This is a genomic window from Microbacterium sp. E-13, from assembly GCF_049912955.1.
GTDB lineage: Bacteria > Actinomycetota > Actinomycetes > Actinomycetales > Microbacteriaceae > Microbacterium.
In genome coordinates this window covers 3913563-3931001 of record NZ_CP183973.1, presented here as the reverse complement: position 1 = coordinate 3931001, position 17439 = coordinate 3913563, and the positions used below count along the sequence as shown (strand labels likewise).

The window sequence follows — 17439 nt, the reverse complement described above, 5'->3', positions numbered from 1 at the left end:
CCATCTTTCGACCGGCAGTCTTCAGCTTGGGGCGCTGTACCAGCCTGTGTAGAGGATCGTTGGGGCGATTGCGGCGAAGATGACGATGTCGGTGATCATGTGCGCGGTCGTTGACGCGAGCATTCCCTTCCTCTCGGACAGCCAGTACAGGACGCAGGAGAATCCGCCCGCAAGCATGGCTCCCCAGGGTCCGGCGGGCAGTCCATACCAGTGCGCGGCGCCGAAGGATACGAACTGCACCATCCCGATAAGCAACGGCGCGCCGCCGCGTGTCTCGTCGACAAGCAGGCCGCGCCAGAGTGCTTCCTCGCCGAACGCGTTCGCTGCGGCCAGAACAACGATCGCCACCCACAGCAGCACCGGGGCGGGTGCAACGAGATCGAATTGGATTGGGTCTGCCGACAGCTGGAGAAGCGACACGGCCGCCGCCACGGCGCTTGCCGCCAGCCCGATAGCCAGGACGAGGAGGAAGGCGCGGGTGGTCAACCGTCTAGGTAGCCAACGGACGAGTGATCGCTTCGGGGCGCTGAGTGACCAGATCAGTCCGGAGAGTGCGGGCGCGAGGATCCACGGCACCCCCAACGCCAAGATCACACCCAGAAAGGCGAGTGTCCACCGTGACACGGTCTCGCGTGCCGCGACGACGCCGATGGCGGTGGCGACCAGCGCGACCAGCCACGCGCGGTGACCGTCGACGACCATGACCGCGATCGCGACCCCGACAACTGGCCCCCGAACCGCAGCGAGGAAGACGCGGCTACGAGACCGCGTTCGGGAGGACGAGGTCGCCGACCCTGATCGCATCGCCGCCCCTTCCCTGCCAGACCAACTCACCGTCCACCACAGCCGGCGCGAGCACCGCCGTGAACCCACCTGTCCCGTCGACCAGCTCGGGCCATCCCGTGCCGAGCTCATCGGTCACCCAGTCCTGCACGAAGCCGACCACATCAATCAGGTCCGACTGGCCGGCCGCGTCGACGAGGTGGTCGCTGCCCTCCACTCGCAGGACCCATCCGGTCCCGGTGAATCCAGACGGGGCGCCCCCTGTGCCTGTGACCCATCGCTGCGTGATCAAGTCGTAGAGACCTCGTGAGGGGATAACCCTGTCCGGGCGACGTCGTCGAGCACCCGACGCAACGCGTCAGCGATGGAGGCGGCCCGGTCTGCGCGGGTCACATGATTCGACATTGCATGTTGTAGACCAGGACGGTCTCCCCACCTTTCGTGACGTGCCCGGAGATCGAGAGAATCTTGCCACGCACCATGAGCACCTCATCGTGAACTGGGGAATCCCCGGTGTCGGGGCGTTCACGAAGGACGGCGATGAGCTGCTCGATCTCTGGGCCACCAGCGAGGAGGCCGAACATCTGCGCGAGAGCAGGCCGAGATTGAAGGCCTGCCGCGGGAGTAAGTTCCCCCGGCCCTAACTCTCATGTCGCCGGTCCGTGCGACGATCCTTAGAACATAGGTTCGACGGAGGGGGGCGGCATGCGGGGCGAGGCGACCGTGCTGCACGCCGACCTTGATGCCTTCTATGCGTCGGTCGAACAGCGTGACGCTCCCGAGCTGCGCGGTCGTCCCGTGATCGTGGGCGGCGGAGTCGTGCTGGCGGCGAGCTACGAGGCGAAGGCCCGGGGCGTCCGCACCGCGATGGGTGGGCGGCAGGCGCGCGACCTGTGCCCGGATGCGGTGGTCGTCCCGCCCCGCATGGAGGCGTACTCCGCCGCCAGCAAGGCGGTGTTCGCCATCTTCCGCGACACGACGCCCCTCGTCGAGGGCCTCTCGATCGACGAGGCGTTCCTCGAGGTCGGGGGACTGCGGCGCATCGCGGGTTCGCCCGAGCAGATCGCGGCGACCCTGCGCAAGCGGGTGCGCGCCGAGGTCGGACTCCCGATCTCGGTCGGCATCGCGCGCACCAAGTTCCTCGCCAAGGTCGCCAGTGCGGTCAGCAAGCCCGACGGCCTGCTGGTGGTCGAGCCCGAGCGAGAGCAGGAGTTCCTCCTCCCGCTTCCCGTGGAGCGGCTGTGGGGCGTCGGTGCGGTCACTGCCGAGAAGCTGCACGGACTCGGCATCCACACCGTCGGGGAGCTTGCCGAGCTCGAAGAGGCGACCGCCGAGCGGCTCCTGGGCAGGGCGGCCGGCGCGCACCTTCACGCCCTGGCCCGGCTGCGGGATCCCCGCCCGGTCGACTCGACACGGCGCCGTGGGTCGATCGGCTCGCAACGCGCCCTCGGCAGTCGTCCTCGCTCGCCCGAAGAGCTGGACCTCATCCTGACCCAGGTCGTCGACCGGCTCACCCGACGGCTGCGGGAGAAGGACCGGGTCTGCCGCACGGTCGTGCTGCGCCTGCGCTACGGCGATTTCGCGAAGGCCACCCGGTCGCGCACGCTCCGGGCGGCGACCGACCGCACCGCGGTGCTGCTCATGGTGGCGCGGGGGCTGCTGGCAGCCGCGCAGCCCGAGCTCGCAGCTCGCGGCATCACCCTCATCGGCATCTCGTTCACCCAGCTCGCGAGGGCGGACAGCATGCCGCCGGAGCTGCCGATCGACTGGGACGACGGCGTGCGCCTCGACTCCGTGCTCGATGCGGTGCGTGATCGCTTCGGCGCGGCATCCGTCTCCCGCGCCGCGCAACTGGGGCGCGACCCCGGCTGGTCGACCCCGCTGCTGCCGGAGCACGAGTGACGGGCCGCGAGAGAGTCGCCCAGAACGGCGGGATCACGGATGCCGCGGCCGCCGCATCAGTGGGGAGCCAGAAGAGCATCGCGCTCGGGGGACCAGCGCCGCTACTGTGAGGGCCGGTGCACCTGCGCACCCACCCGAAGGAGAATGCATGGCTCAGCGCCCCCTCGGCGTCACCCTCGTCGCCATCATCGCCTGGCTCTCCGGCTTCCTTCAGAGCCTCGCCTCGATCATCATCATCTTCACGACCGGGTTCTTCAGCGGGCCCGCCATCCTCGGCTGGGTCAGCCTCGTCATCGGCCTCGTCACCCTCTTCGTGGGGATCGGGCTGTGGCGGGGCAACCCGACCGCGCGCACCATCGCCGCCATCGTCTTCGTCGCGAACATCGTGCTCGAGGTGCTCGGCATGTTCAACGGCGAGAGCCTTTGGTCGGCGCTGGCAGGATCGATCCTGTCGATCATCGGCCTGATCCTGCTCTACACGCGGCGGGCCCGGGAGTACTTCGGCCGGTAGCCTGCGATCGCCACCTGAGCTGCGTCCCGTCGGCGATGCCTGTCCGCGCGCACGGGGCGATTCTCGAGCCGGGCATCAGGCCACACCTGCCACCTGAGCGCGACCTCGCCGGGCGGAGGTGGCGGTTGTGGCCGCATGGGGCGCGGTGAGTGACCACTGCTGCCACTTGGGTGGGACGGCGCCTGGCGGAGGTGGCGGTTGTGGCCGCATGGGGCGCGGTGAGTGACCACTGCTGCCACTTGAGTGGGACGGCGCCTGGCGGAGGTGGCGGTTGTGGCCGCGTGGGGCGCGGTGAGTGACCACTGCTGCCACTTGGGTGGGACGGCGCCTGGCGGAGGTGGCGGTTGTGGCCGCGTGGGGCGCGGTGAGTGACCACTGCTGCCACTTGGGTGGGACGGCGCCTGGCGGCGGTGGCGGTTGTGGCCGCGTGGGGCGCGGTGAGTGACCACTGCTGCCACTTGGGTGGGACGACGCCGGGCGGAGGTGGCGGTTGTGGCCGCATGGGGCGCGGTGAGCGACCACGCCTGCCACCTGAGCGACCCCTGACCCGAGCCCTCCGGGTCACGGCCAGGGGTCGGTCGGCCGCACCGTGTCGAACGCGAGGCCGCTCGAGCTCTCGCCCGTGCCCGCCGTCTTCTCGCGACGCGTCCAGCTGTGCCACGTGCCGTCGAACCAGCGCGCGAGCACCGGGCGCCGGAGCACGGCCGCACCCTCGCGCGGCACCTCCTCCTCGTGGATCCACAGGCCCGGCGCGATGAGCCGGCCCACGGGCGCCGCCCGAGGCGTCTCGGTGTTCATCGCCGCGACGCGGAAGCGGATGCGCCCGGGTGCCTCCATGATCGGCACCAGCGGGAACCAGTAGTCGGGCACGGTCGTCTGCACCCGGTAGGCCGGCATCCCGCCGCCGGGCGCCGGCTCGGCACCCGGTGCCTCCGGCGCCGGCGGTGCGCCGTCGTCCGCCCGTGCGCGCAGCCACGCCCCCCGCACATCGACGGTCTCGCCCCGGTCGTCGGTGACCGTGTGCTGCACGGCCCACGCGAGGTTGGCGAGCTCGTCGCGGGTGAGGCCGACATGCTCGAGCGGCTGACCGGCCAGCCCCTGCGTCGTCGGAAGCATCAGCAGCGCGGCCGCCGCCGGATGCTCGCCGTCGCTGTGGAGTGCGAACATCGACCATTCGGGATCGTCGCGCGCCGCGCGCGAGAGCAGGTGCGTCCGGCCGAAGACGTCGCGCACCAGCATCCGGTCGATCATCGTCAAAGAGCCCGCCGGCACCTCGAGCGGCGTGAGGAACCAGTCGTTGCCGTACACCGTTGCGAACGAGATGAGCAGCATGCGTCCGGTGTCGAGGGTCGACACGTCGGTCGCACCGAGGTCGATGCGGGCGTCCTCCATCTCCCAGAACCGGTCGGCCGGAATGCCCCCGTAGCGCACGACCGAGGGGATCGACTCGTCGGAGAAGACGTACGGTGCGCCGGGCGCGAAGGCGTCGTCGGCGGAGGAGTCGAGGTCGAAGCTGTGCCAGTCGAGCCCATCGCCCAGGTACTCGGGGGCGCGCAGCACCGCGTCGCCGGCCGAGAGCTCGACGGCATGCTCGAACCGGTGCGGGTCGAAGCAGTCGGGGGAGTGGTCGGCGATCCGCTGCTGCCACCAGGTCAGCCACTTCGAGCTGACCGGCTCCAGGTCCGCGCCCATCGCGCCCGAGGCGATGGCCCGGGCGACCAGCGCACCGTCGAGGAGGCCTCGTCCCGCCGGGTCGACCGCCTGGTCGTCCACGACGCCGACCAGCCCGACGAGCGTCGCGTCGGCAACGTCGACGCGCAGGGCCAGGGTGGGAAGCAGCGCCGCGGCGGCATCCGCCATCCCGTGCGCGTCGAGCAGCGCTCGCAGATACGCCCCGCCCTCGGCGCGGGTGCGCAGATCGATCGGCGACGCCTCCGGTTCGTCCTCGACGATCGGGTCGAGGGGTGCGGCGACCGGGTCGAACGGCGTCCACGTGTGCGAACCGGCGGGCCGGAACGCGGTGACCGGATCGCTGTGCCCCGCGATCGTCACGAGCGCCGGCGACGCGGCATCCTGTGCGGTGAACTCGCCGAGCTGCCATTGCCGGGTGAACAGCCACAGCGGATCGTGCACCCGTGCCGCGAGGCCCTCGTCGACGCGCCCGCTCGAGCGGTGGTTGGGCTCGAGGCGGAGCGGTCCCTCGGGATCCGGGTCATGCGCCGTGTTGGCGAAGTCGGCCAGCACGACCCCCGCGGCCGAGTCGAACGGGATGCGGATCGCGGGCAGCAGATCGTTCGTGTCGGGGAGGGCGAGGTCGGCGGTGTCGACTCCGCGGAGCCGGCCGAGCTCCGCGGTCTCGCGAAGCACCTGCACGAGCGTGTCGGGCGTCCAGCCGCGCTGCGGATCGGGCGGCACCGCGATGAGGAGGGCGTGGGGCGCCTTCGCGTCGGGGCGGTCGTAGTGGAACGCCACCCCGGTGAGTTCCGACTCGGCGGGCGAGGTCAGCGGCGGCGACCCCTCCGGCACCTCGCGGATGAAGTCGGCGCCCGGCAGCAGCTCGACCCACTCGTCGACCACGAAGCCGGTGAGCCTCGAGGTCGGCTCGAGCGGCGCGTGCCAGACGAGGTGCGTGTCGGCGGCGGGCCGATTCGCGGCTGCGGGGGGATCGTCGCCCGAGCGGAAGGGCCCGCCGACCCACACGTCGCCGTCGCGGACCGGATGCTGCGCCGCGGCCAGCTGCTCCGTGCGGGCGGTGCGCAGGCCGGCGATGAGCAGCGTGTCGGACAGCATCCGCGCCGTGCCCCGCACCGAGCCCTGTCGCGCAAGCCAGGCGGTCGCATCCGTCGACGCGACGCCCCGGTGGGAGGCGTGCGGGCCGTCGTCGACGGTCAGCGCCGGCCCGATGGGGAGCGGCGTGCCCACCACCTCGCCCAGGGCGGCGGTGACGACCCCGAGCCATTCGTCGGGCGGGCGGGGGTCGTCCGCGGTCCCGCCGATGGGGGCGCGAACGGCCTTGGCGAGCGACGGCCCGCGCGGATGCGCGCGCACCGCGGCGGTGTCCCCGTAGGCGAGCAGGCGCTCCCGGAGCGGCAGCAGGTCGGGCGTCACCACCGCTCCCGGCAGGTGGCCGGGCCGCAGCGGCTGCGCGTCGGCGAGCAGCGCGCGGATGCGGGTGGCGAGCCCGTGCAGCGCCGCCCAGTCGGGGCCGCCGAGGGCGAGATCCGCGGTCGCGGCGGCTCCGGTCGCCGCCGCGCAGGCGGCCTTGAGCACCGCGGGGCTGGCCGAGGCGACGTCGATCACGGTCGACAGGGCGCCGATACCCAGCCCGTCGAGGGTGACGGTCTCCACCGGCGCGCCGCCGGCCGAGACCTCCACGCGCCAGCCCGAGGCGGGGCCGAGCAGATGGGCGGCCCATGCCTCCACGGACGGCAGAAGCCGGCCGAGGTCGTCGTCCGGCCAGCCGGTGGGCGCGGCGGGCGCGTCGGGGAGCAGCACGGCGAGCCGGTTCGTCAGCGGCCGCGCCCGGTGCGGCGTGATCAGCACCGGGAACGAGTCGGGCACCTCGCCGCTGCGGCCGAGCGTGTCGGCGGTGAGGCCGGCCCGCGCCGTGTTGCCGATCACCAGCTGGTGCACGCTCTCGGCCAGGAGCAGGTCGCCGACGGCGTCGAGCGCGGCCGCGATGTCTGCGACGATCGGCCGCACCCTCGCCTCGTCCTGGGCGACGGACGCGGCATCGGGGTCGCGCACCAGCTTCATGCCGTCGACCACGTTGCGCGCCGAGATCATCTCCTGGCTCTGCCCGATCACCGGCTCGCCGTCGTCGGAGGTCTCCGGCACGACGGGTGCCGGGAACGCCTTGCGGAACCCGGGGATCTCGTCGTCCAGATCGGCGTCGTGGAGCGCGCGCTCGAACCGGTAGCCCAGGAGCGCCCCGAGGTTCTGGCCCTGCCGCACCCCGGCGATGAGCCAGCGCGCGATGCGGCTGCGTCTCGACGTGAGGGCGACCGCATAGGTCGACTGCTCCTCGGGGTGGCTGAGCGCACCCGAGCGCAGCACCGCGGCGGTCGTCGCCTGCTGCAGCGACGGTGCGTGGATGTAGCCGTCGTTGAGCGACGCGATCGCCTTGCGCTCGTCGACGCGGATGCTGCTGAGCAGCCGTCCTTTCATCGGCGACAGGTTCTCGACCCAGCCGTAGGCGCCCAGGCGCACGCCCGTCGCCCCGCCGGCGCGCGCCTCGGCGAGCCGGCGCGATGCGAGCGACGTGATCCAGGCGTCGAGCCGGTGCGAGTAGACGTCGATCACCTCCAGCAGCAGGTGGGCGACCCGCGCGGGCGTCAGCGCCGCCACCGAACGGAGTGCCGCCTCGATGCGCGCGAGCGGCTCGGCCGATCGTCTGGCCGCGGTCAGTTCCGCCTGGAGTTCCTCGTCGGTTTCGGGATCACGCCCCTGCTCCCGGTCGCTGAGGGTCGTCGAGACGATCTGCGTCACGAGATCCGGGGCGGCGAAGGCGAGTGCGAGCGGGTCGTCCTCGTCGGACGGGAACGCCCAGTTGCGCGTCGACAGCAGCGCTTCGAGCAGATAGCTCCCGGGCGGCATGTGGAAGAGCGTGCCGGTGAGCTCGCGCTCGAAGAGGTCGCCTTCGCCGAACATCGTCGTGAGCTCATCGACGTACTCCTCGGCGGCGAGGTCGCCGGCGAGGAAGCGGCGGACCAGCGCGATGTAGTCGGCGGTCTTCCCGGCCGCCGCCGCGATGTCGGGGCGCCCGTCGATCATGCGCACCACGACGTCGGGCAGTTCCTGCGGTGTGGGCGTGTCCCAGCCCAGGTCGGCCCACGCGTCCGAGTCCGTGCTCCAGCGCAGCGCGCCGTCCGGCGCGAGGCCGGGCACGCGGATCTGCGTGGGCTGCTGCCGGTCGGCCCGGCGCACCGCCGTTTCGGGGCCGTACATCCGCACCATCGCGAGGCCGGTGGGGGCCGGGTTGCGGCCGAGGACGTCGAGCATGATGTCGTCGAGCGGCCTCCCGGTCGCCGTCTGGCCCAGGTGCGGAACGAGTGCGACCGACGTGCGCCACGTCTCGCGGAGGCGGAGCAGCCACGGCAGGAGCATCGTGTCGGCCGCGCCGACCTGCTGTGCGCGCCAGCCGCTGAGCGATGACGCGGGGAGGATTCCGTAGGGTTGATTGCCGATGCGGATGCTCGGGAGCGGGCCACGGCTCCGCACGTGCTCGATCGCGTGATCCCGGATGCTGCGCCACGGCCGCGCCGGATCATGCCGGCTGGGCCGGCCGCCGCCCGCGACGTCGACATGCGTTCGCGCAGCGTCGGTGAACCCGCCCGCGAGCGCGGCCCACGTGAGGAGCGTGAGCCCTTCGACCGCCGCCGGCTCGGCATCGTCCATCCCCGGAAGACCACGCAGGAAGGCCGCATCGGCGAGACCCAGCGCACGCTCCAGGGCGTCGGCGCCGGGCCGTTCGCCGGCCGCCGGGTCGTCGCCCGGCTGCGGCAGCAGCGGCCGCGACGACCACCCCGACTTGACGGTGGGCGTGTTGTTGGTCGCCGTGCCGGGGCGCAGTGCGGCTACGCCCGTGCCGAACGCGTGGGCGCGGAGCAGGTCGCGCAAGCGGGCGGCGCCCTCCGTGGCGGGATCGTCCCGCACGCCGACGACGATGAGCTCGTCGAGATGGTCCACGCCGTCGTTGAGCTCGAGCTCGACCGCCATTCCGGCCTTGCGGGCCTCGAAGAAGTCGATGGTCCAGCTGAGGTCGACGTCGAGCAGGTCGATGGGCAGCGGATCGGGGATCCTGCGGCCCGTCATGTCCGCGACCACCGCCCCGTCGGCGAAGCCGATGAAACGGAACCGGTCGGGCATCGTCACCGTGCGCGGGGGCGGCGGGGCGTCGTCGGCCCTGATCACGGCCGGCGGCGCGTCGGGGTGCATGGCCCGGGCGACCCACGACGCGCGTCGCAGGCGCACGCGTTCGAGCAGCACCTGCCAGGCTTCGGGTGTGGGATCCTGCCAGTAGGCGGCGCCCGCCTCCGCCTCCTCGGCCGTGAGGCGGGTGTCCAGATGCCCGAGGTGCAGGTCGTCGGGGTAGACGCGCACCCGCAGGGTCGGCTGCGCGTCGCCGTCGCCCTCTTCCGCCGGCGGCGCGTCGGGGTCGTCCGAGGGAGGTGCTTGGCCGCTCTCCGTCCACCACACCGTCTCGACCCGCAGCGGCAGGAGAGCGATCGGGTCGGCGTTGTCGCTCGCGAAGAGGGGGGCCTCGGCATCCAGCAGCCCCTCGATCGACGCCTCGACGTTCTCCAGCGCGGCGCGCAGCGCGTCTGCGGCGCTCTGCTGCTCTTCCCGTCCGGCGGCCGGCGCGCCGATCAGGGCCGCGGCGGCGAGGACGTCCGCCTCGGCTTGCGCGCGCGTCCACTCGCCGCGGAGCGCATCGGCCTGCCGGTACGTGTCGAAGCGGGGGTTCTCGACCGTCACGGGGCGAGCCAGTCTCTCGCGCGGAACGCCAGCTGGAAGGGCTGCTGGAACGCGATGCGCGCCATGTCGGCGGCTTCGGCGCCCCACACCGCGGGGTCGGGGACGGGCGGATCACCCGGCTGCGGCACCGGTGTCGGCGGCGGCGGGCTCACGCGCACGAATCTGCCGCCGTCGAGCGTCAGCCGCGGCCAGGTGAGGTCGGCCCACGACGACATGCGGCCCTGATCGGCGGCGACGGTGCCGTCGGCGTTGCGCACCTGCAGGTCGAAGCCGAACTGCGTCGCACGCATCGGCTCGCGCAGCACGAAGAACCAGTCCTCGGCGACGGCCCGTTCTTCGCTGATGCCGCTGAACAGGAAGAGCGTCGTCGAGTCGTCGAGCGGCATCGGCAGACCGTGCACGCCCCCTGCCACATCGTCGGGAACCCGGCCGTTCCGACCGCGGATCGCCACCAGCGCCGCGGCTGGGAACCGCCGCAGCACCTCTCCGCGCAGGAGCAGCACGATGCTCCCCTCGACACCGCTCGTCAGCTGGCTGCCGAGCGTGCCATCGAGCGGCCAGCGGGCGATCTCGTCGATGTCGTCGCCGGGGGTCGGCCAGAACCGCCGGAAGGGGGTGCCGCGCTGGTCGGTCGGGAACTCGCGCCACAGCAGTTCCCGGTTGAACTCGTGGTTGAGGCCCACCAGGAGCGCCGCGACGAACGGCGGATTGGTCTCGAGCACGATGACGGACTCGTCCGGCACGACGCCGACACCCGGCAGAGCCCAGTCCGGCCATCGCGCGAGCAGCTCCTCGCCGATCGCGATACCGAACTGCGGATGCCGCAGGATCGGCGCGAGCGGCCGCTCATCGACGGGGCTGCGGGTGCCCAGCTCCGGTGCGCCGACGACATCCGTCATTCGCCGCAGCTGCAGGACGAGCGGATCAGTGGCGCTCGTGATCACCCCGGCAAGGGTCGGCGGCGGGCCGCCTCCGGCGAGCGCGGCCAGGCCGGGTGCCTCGACGGGCAGGTCGCTCTCCAGCTTCGAGCGGTCCATCGCGCCGGGACGGATGCGCTCGGCACGGCGCGCGAGCGCCCCGGTGCTGCGGGTGAGGCGCGCGTAGGCGGTGCTCGTCGCGCCATCGGGCACCAGGGAGGTCTCGATCACTGCCGAGAGCGTCGACGGCTGGAGGCGCTCGGGCCCGGCCTCCGCCTCATCCCTGGGGGCGCCGTCGGCGTCCCCTTCGGGCCCGACACCCGCGGGGGTGAGGTTCATGAACACCCCCGGCATCGTGAGACGCCGCGCCAAAGGGGCCATCGTGGTCACGAGGTCGAGGGGGGCGAGCGGCTCGACGTGCTTGCGCCGGGCCGCCTGAGAGGCGGCGACCGCCAGCTCGGCGGCGGCGAGCGCCCGGTTCGCCTCGCGGATCTCACCCACCTGCTCCCAGGCGCGGGCCATGAGGAACTCCTGCTCGAGCTGCACATAGCGGGTGCCGAGGGATGCTGCCACCCGGCGGCTCACGTCGAGGTTCAGGGTGGTGAGCCATCCGGCGCCGCCGTCGGCGACGGTCTGCTCGCCGGTGTGGTGGCTGCCGTACAGCGGCGGACCCACGGCGAGCTCGTCGCGGTCGATCGGCCCCTCCTCGCCCGGTTCGGCATCGGGTGGTTCCGGTGCGAGCGTCTCGCGCCGGATCGCCGGCGCATTGAGCAGTACCGCCAGTCGCCGCCGGAAGGCGGCCTGCGCCGCCGGGTCCGTCCACGTCTCGACCGCCGGCGGCCCGGGTGCGCGCAGCGCGCCATCGACACCGACCGACGGCCGGGCGTCCACGGGGGGCGGGCCGGCCGGGAGCGGGTCGTCGGGGAACGGCGCCCCGACATCGACGCTCCTGGCGCCGAGGCCGAGAGCGTGCGCGTCGGCGCGCTTGAGGCGGCGCGCCAGATCCTCGAACGAACCGCTCTCGCCGGTGCGGAACCGCCACCAGTGCAGCACGCGCAACCCGATCGCGTCCGTGCCGGCCGGGGGACTCGGCCACGCACCTGACGAGGGCGCGGGCACGACCGCGGCGATCCAGTCGGTGTCGGGAGTGAGCTTGCGGGGGCACAGCAGCCGGGAGACCACCGTGCCCGATCGGGTGCGCACCGCCGCGGCGACGGCGGCCGTCGCGGCGGAGAGGTCCATCTCGTCGGGCAGCCTCGCCTCGACATGCGCCCACGCCCAGCTCTCGTCGAGCGGGGGCAGCGCCGACGTCGGCACCGTGAGAACCGGCGCCGGATCGGCATCGCGCGGCGGGGCCGACTCCGCGCTCGAGACGACGACGAGCACGAGCCAGGGCAGCGGCTGATCGGCCGCGCCGCTCGGCGGGCGAGCAGACCGGGTCGACAGCAGCCACGGCAGGTCGGCGTGGGAGAACTCGAGCGACGCCAGCACGTGCTCGGCAGCGGCGGGTGTGCCGGCGGGCGGCTCCTCGCGCCAGACGAGCCCATCGGCGAGGGCCGCGACATCGTCGGCGCTCGCGAGCCGCAGCGGCGGACCCGGCGCGACGACCTCATCCGCACGCGGTGCCCCACCCACCCGACGGGTGAACCGCACCTCCGGCGTCACGCTCGCGCTCGCCGAGACCCCGGCGGCGACACCCTGGCGCACGAAGGAGAAGAACCACCGGCGGCTCACGGCAGCTCCCAGCTCTCGAGCAGCCGCTGAGCGCCCGGGGCGGTGCGCGCCTGGGCGCGCAGCATCCGCCACGCATCGTCGTCGGGTGCGAGCTCGACGGGGACCGTGGCCGGTGCGCCGACGACCAGGCCGACGACCGGGGCGTCGACGGCCACGCGCAGGGTCGGGGCGTTCATCGCGATCCGCGGCACGCCGACGTCGGCGGCGAGCCAGCGTGCGAGGCGCTCGCCCGCGATCCACTTCATGGCGATCTCGTCGCGCAGCGACCCCTGCCACGGCAGCCGGTCGCGCGGCTGCTCGGGCTCGTACGCCGTCTCATAGCCGTCATCCACGAGGTGGCCGGCGCCCGTCGCCGCCCCGGCCGGCTGCACACGGGTGCCGCTGGCGTGCACCGCCGTCGGCGGGGCCGTGAGCTGCTCGTCCTCGTCGAGCACGAAGAACTGACCGCGCACGAACCGCGTGTAGAGCGCCGTCTGCGGCGTCGGAACCAGCGCCGCCGTGCCGACGCGCACCTCCGCGATCGACCAGCGCTGGTCGTCGACGCGACGGCCGTACCGGCCGAAGTCGACGTCGAGAGGGATCACCGCCTGGTCGACGCGCAGCACCGCATCGGGGTGCACCAGCGACCCCGCCGCCATCGCGTCGGCGGCGGCGCGGGTGAAGGTGAGCCCGGTGCGCTCGTCGGGCGGGCGCTCGGCGACCCATGACTTCGGCCGGCCGATCGCCGTCGCGAGGTCGGCGGGGATCCGGTCGGGGGGAAGACGCCCCGCCGCCACGGCGGGGCGTTCGCCCCATTCGATGTCGAAGTCGAGGCTCGCGTCCCAGAAGAGCACCGACACGCTTCCGCTGCCGAACGCGTGCCAGGGGGTCGGACCTTCCAGGGTGAAGCTGAGGCCGACGCTGGCCAGTCGTACCCCGAACGCCCGTACGGCGATGCCGGCGCGGATGGCGACCGAGAACGAGAAGACCGGCTCGAAGACGAAGAGGGCGTCGAGCCCCAGCCATCCCTCCACGCCGCATCCCGCGATCATCGCCTGCAGGTGCAGCTGGCCGCCGAACTGCACGGAGTTCGACGTGACGGCGAAGTACGCCTGCATGCGCATGCGGTACAGGCCGCCCGGGGCGAGGTCCATCTCGAGACGCTGCAGCGCGGGCACTCCCGGCGGCCTGCGGTAGCGGGGATGGAACCCTCCGGCCGAGAGCACGAACTCCGCCTGGTCGCCGCCGCGGACGAGCAGGTAGATCTCGCCGCGTACCGCGACGCCGAGGACCCACGATCCGGCGAGCGAAACGAGCACCTCGACGACGGGAACGCTCGGATCGAAGCGTCCGAGCACGCTCGCCTGCAGGCGCACGAGCGGCGCGACCGGGTCGGGCAGCGCGACGACCAGCCGGCCGAGGATGACGGCCTGTGCGGGTGCGGGCAGCTCGAGCACGAGCGCGCCCGAGAGCGACACCATCCTTCCGCCCCAGGTGATGCGCACCATGGGGGCGATCACGAAGCGGCCGGCGGCACGGGGGAAGGCTGCCGAGAGCGCGCCGATCACCTCGTCGGCGCGCTCGACGATGCGGTCGGGGAAGAGGATGCGATCGGCATGGCCGTCGCTCACGAGGCCGCGCAGGGCATCGACGTCGATGCGGTGGTTGATGCCGACCAGGCCGCCCATCGCGTCGAGCGCGAACCCGAATCCGACCTGGATGCCCGGCGGCGGGAACACGACGCCGAGCATGGCCAGGAACCGCGTGGGGGAGTGTCCGAACCGGGCGACGGCCTGCACGGCGACGAATCCCAGGTCGAGCGCGATCACGCCGGCGTAGCTGCCGTCGTCGAACCGGCGGACGACCCCGCCTCCGCTCACGGGCGGAAGCTGCAGGTTGACCCCGATCCCGTCGGGGCTGACCTCCCCGGGTTGCGCGCCGAGGCGCGGCCGGCCTCCCTCCGGAAGCTCGAGGGGCAGGGTGAACCCCGCGTTGTCGATCAGCGCCGTGAGGGGAACGCCGGGAATCCGGGCGCTGAGCGATACGAGCACGCCGATGCGCAGTCCGCCGTCGGCGGAGAGGGTCAGCGCGATGCCTCGGCTCTGCAGTCCGGGGAGGGCGAAGCGCACCGGGAGCGCCGCCCGCAGGCCGCCCTCTGCGAAGCGCAGACCCTGCACCGGGTCGCCGGTCAGCGTGATCACCTCTCCGCCCGGACGGGACGGAGCCACTTGGCCGTCCGCGGCGGCGCCGACCAGCCGGCCGAGATCGCCGGGCAGCGCCGAGACCTCGAGGCCTTGCAGCACCAGCGTGTTTCCGGCGGGCCCGCCCGGACCGATCGCGAGCTCCCACGAGAACCCGCGGATCCGCAGACCGGGTCCCGACGACATCCCGGCCTGGAACGGAACGGTGCGGGCGATCCGGATGCCGGCCGTCGCCGTCTCCGGCCGCGCCATCGCCGGCGCACCACCGTCGAACGAGACGTCCCACGGCGCGTCGGTACGCGCCCGCGCGCGGACCGACCACTCGCCGACGTCGCGATGGAGCTGCACCTCGCCACCGGGCGTGACGACCACGTCGATGACGGGTTCGGCGCCCTCCCTCGGTGTCAGCGCCACCACCGCGAGCAGGCCTGGGTCGGCGGGGTCGGCGAGCACGAGCGCGATGCCGAACGGCGAGTCCGCCGTGCGCCGCCATCCGTGCAGCCGCAGCGGCCCGTCGACGGTGAGGTCGCCGGCGATGTCGCGCACGAGGTCGACGAGCGGATTGCCCGGGGGCGGCACGATCGGCGCGAGCAGGCGGCCGCCGAGGAGCCCGTCCGATGCCGTCACCTGTCCGACGAGCGCACGAACCTGCGCGGTCGCGTAGTCGCGAAGGCGACGCGTGAGCTCCTGCCACAGGTCCTGGGGCGTCATGTCTCGCCGTTGTCGTAGATCTCGGCGCTGCCGAAGTGGCCGAGCGCGAGCCAGCGGCTGTTCGGACTGAACCTCAGCGCCAGGCACTCCGGGATGGGCAGGGCGTACCGCTTGGCGCCCGTCTCCGCGTGGAAGACGACGACGCGCTCGTCGGGGTCCGAGAATCCCACGGCGGCCGCCCACTTTCCGTTCCCCGCGAAGGCCACGTGCATGACGGCGCCGTCGAATGCCACCTTCCCGTCGCTGGGCACACCCGATTCGGCCTCGAGCACCATCGCGGCGCCGTCAGCGCTGCCGATGACGACCCAGCGGCCCTTCGGATCGATCCCGAGGGTGCTGGCACCGGTCTCGATCCGCTCCTCCCAGACCTCGTCGCCCGACGAGGAGTCGAACATGCGCGTCGTGCCGTCGGCGCTGCCGCACAGCACGAGCGGGTCGGGAGCCTGCGGGCTGAAGGCAACCGCGAACACGGCGTTGGCGGGCGTCAGCCGGCTCCGCTCGGTGCCCGTGTCGAGTTCGACGACGACGGCGGCGCCGGCATTGACGTGGTTCCCGCCGTGGCGTTTGTCGATCGCGAGCGCGATCAGCCGGCCGTCCCGGCTGAGGTCGGCACCCGCGATCGTCGGCTCGATCGCGAACTCGCGCTCGCGTGTCCCCGTCTGCGCATCCAGCACGAAGACGTGGTCGTCCGTGGTCGCCACGAGCGAGGCGCCGTCGGGCGCGAAAACGACGGAGTTGACGGATGTCTGGGCCTGCAGCGGACCGCGCCAGACCGGTGTGCCGTCGGCGACCTCGAAGACGGCGACCTGGTCGAGGTCCGCCACCGCCAGTCGCGTGCCGTCGGGCGAGAAGGCGAGATCGGCCACGAAGCCCATGCTCTCGATGCGCAGCTCCTGACCCGGGCCGACCGGGGTCACGGCGACGCTCGTGCTGCCGCCTCCCGAGGCGAGCAGGGACGAGTCGGGATGGAAGCAGATCGCGCTCACCTGACCGTCGTGCTCGACGGTCAGCAGCTTCGCGCCTGGCTCGGTCATCGGCGTCAGAAGACCGGATCGGCTTCGGGCGGCACGGTCTCCGACAGAAGCTGGTCGACGACGCCGGTGGCGAGCTCGCATCGCATCCGCCCGTGCTCGAAATGCGACGCCCGGAAGCCCGGCAGATCGATGACGTCCTCCTCGTCGGTGATCGGGAAGCCGAACGGCCCGCCCGCGAACGTCGGAAGGTAGGCGTCGAAGATGTTGCCGTGCACCTCGCTCGCCTCGCCCAGACCGCGCTTGAAGAAGATGGCACCGGCCGCTCCGGCGATGTGCGCCGGCGTGAAGGTGCCCGACGTCCGCTCGATCGGGAAAGTCCGGTGCTCGCTGGGCGTGATCACCACGTCCACTCCGTTGTCGACCAGCTGCCGCGCCTTCGCCTCGATCGCGGCGACGCACGCGTCGAACACGACGCACACCTCGTCGAGCTTCGCGAGCGTGCGCGGTCCGGCGAAGCCGTCGATGAAGCCGGTCGGCGCCGACGGCGGGAAGTGGATGCCGTACCGCGTCTTGAACGCCGTGACGGCGTCCGTCGTCTTCGGCCCGTAGATGCCGACGACGAACTCGGACCGTTCGCGCAGGAGCGGCTGAGCGGTCTTCAGGTTCCAGGTCAGATCGAACAGCGCTTCCTGAAGCGTCCTGACACTCTCGGCAGGGCTCCCCGCCTGCAGCTTCTTCGTCCCGGTGTCGGGGTCGTTGAGGATGTCGACCAGCAGCGGATCGCCCGCGAAACGCGGCGATCGGAATTCGTGCACCATCGGCCACCCCACTCCTCCGGAGGTGAGTCCCCGTCACCTGCCCCGCCCCCTGGGGGGTGATCGCCTCCGGCACTGCCCCATACGTTCCTCCTCTTCCGCGTGCCTGCGCAAGGCTCCTGCGTCGCAGCCGGCTGCCACGCACCGCGTGGGGGCGCAGCATCCGTGATTCAGGAGTCGGGGAGTGCTGTCAGCGTGATGCGCGTGCGCGGGCTGATCATCAGCAGGGCGGTGCTGCGGCCGCCGTCCGCGAGCACGCTGATCCAGCGGCCGCCGTCTTCGCATGCGTCGGCGATCTCGGCCCGTACGGCGCCGATGTCCCGACCGACGACATAGAACGTGTCGTCGCCGTACAGGATCTCGATCCGCTGCGTCACCGTGGTGCTCATTCCGTCGCGGGGCCTCAGCTTCCCGGGTGGACGCGGTGCTGCACAC

11 protein-coding genes are annotated in these 17439 nt (G+C 72.7%); 2 read left to right on the top strand and 9 right to left on the bottom strand.

What is annotated here, in order from left to right; all coding sequences use genetic code 11:
* Positions 1 to 21 precede the first annotated feature (21 nt).
* The 3 genes from ACN9MP_RS18195 to ACN9MP_RS18185 all read right to left on the bottom strand — a co-directional run bounded on the left by ACN9MP_RS18195 (position 22) and on the right by ACN9MP_RS18185 (position 1367).
* On the bottom strand, positions 22 to 702 hold the full coding sequence (locus ACN9MP_RS18195; RefSeq protein WP_426322534.1) for a CPBP family intramembrane glutamic endopeptidase: 681 nt from the start codon (positions 700 to 702) through the stop codon (positions 22 to 24).
* Between the two features lie 55 nt (positions 703 to 757).
* A complete protein-coding gene (locus tag ACN9MP_RS18190; protein ID WP_426322532.1) occupies positions 758 to 1000 on the bottom strand; it encodes a hypothetical protein in 243 nt (80 codons plus the stop codon).
* A 172-nt stretch (positions 1001 to 1172) separates the two neighbouring features.
* Positions 1173 to 1367, bottom strand: coding sequence for a hypothetical protein (locus tag ACN9MP_RS18185; protein WP_426322531.1), 195 nt, complete (start codon positions 1365 to 1367; stop codon positions 1173 to 1175).
* A 121-nt stretch (positions 1368 to 1488) separates the two neighbouring features.
* On the opposite strand from ACN9MP_RS18185, the gene dinB reads away from it, so the two are divergent.
* Both dinB and ACN9MP_RS18175 read left to right on the top strand, forming a co-directional pair.
* Positions 1489 to 2685 (top strand): DNA polymerase IV, encoded by a 1197-nt coding sequence (gene dinB / locus ACN9MP_RS18180; protein ID WP_426322529.1) that lies wholly within the window; start codon positions 1489 to 1491, stop codon positions 2683 to 2685.
* A 148-nt stretch (positions 2686 to 2833) separates the two neighbouring features.
* Positions 2834 to 3196 (top strand): hypothetical protein, encoded by a 363-nt coding sequence (locus ACN9MP_RS18175; RefSeq protein WP_426322527.1) that lies wholly within the window; start codon positions 2834 to 2836, stop codon positions 3194 to 3196.
* 561 nt (positions 3197 to 3757) lie between these two features.
* On the opposite strand, the gene ACN9MP_RS18170 is transcribed toward ACN9MP_RS18175, so the two are convergent.
* The 6 genes from ACN9MP_RS18170 to ACN9MP_RS18145 all read right to left on the bottom strand — a co-directional run bounded on the left by ACN9MP_RS18170 (position 3758) and on the right by ACN9MP_RS18145 (position 17381).
* A complete protein-coding gene (locus tag ACN9MP_RS18170) occupies positions 3758 to 9673 on the bottom strand; it encodes a hypothetical protein (RefSeq protein ID WP_426322526.1) in 5916 nt (1971 codons plus the stop codon).
* Positions 9670 to 12324 (bottom strand): hypothetical protein, encoded by a 2655-nt coding sequence (locus tag ACN9MP_RS18165; RefSeq protein WP_426322524.1) that lies wholly within the window; start codon positions 12322 to 12324, stop codon positions 9670 to 9672. Before ACN9MP_RS18165 ends, ACN9MP_RS18170 begins: the two co-directional genes overlap by 4 nt.
* Positions 12321 to 15215 carry a DUF6603 domain-containing protein gene (locus ACN9MP_RS18160; RefSeq protein WP_426322523.1) on the bottom strand — a complete coding sequence of 965 codons (2895 nt, stop codon included), beginning with the start codon at positions 15213 to 15215 and terminating at the stop codon, positions 12321 to 12323. The genes ACN9MP_RS18165 and ACN9MP_RS18160 overlap by 4 nt, the downstream gene beginning before the upstream one ends.
* Complete coding sequence (locus tag ACN9MP_RS18155; RefSeq protein WP_426322521.1) at positions 15212 to 16249, bottom strand: WD40 repeat domain-containing protein; 1038 nt, start codon at positions 16247 to 16249, stop codon at positions 15212 to 15214. Before ACN9MP_RS18155 ends, ACN9MP_RS18160 begins: the two co-directional genes overlap by 4 nt.
* 5 nt (positions 16250 to 16254) lie before the next feature.
* The gene (locus ACN9MP_RS18150; protein WP_426322519.1) at positions 16255 to 17007 is read right to left on the bottom strand and encodes a hypothetical protein; all 753 of its coding nucleotides are present in this window, start codon (positions 17005 to 17007) and stop codon (positions 16255 to 16257) included.
* A gap of 167 nt (positions 17008 to 17174) precedes the next feature.
* Positions 17175 to 17381 carry a hypothetical protein gene (locus tag ACN9MP_RS18145; protein WP_426322518.1) on the bottom strand — a complete coding sequence of 69 codons (207 nt, stop codon included), beginning with the start codon at positions 17379 to 17381 and terminating at the stop codon, positions 17175 to 17177.
* Positions 17382 to 17439: the final 58 nt, after the last annotated feature.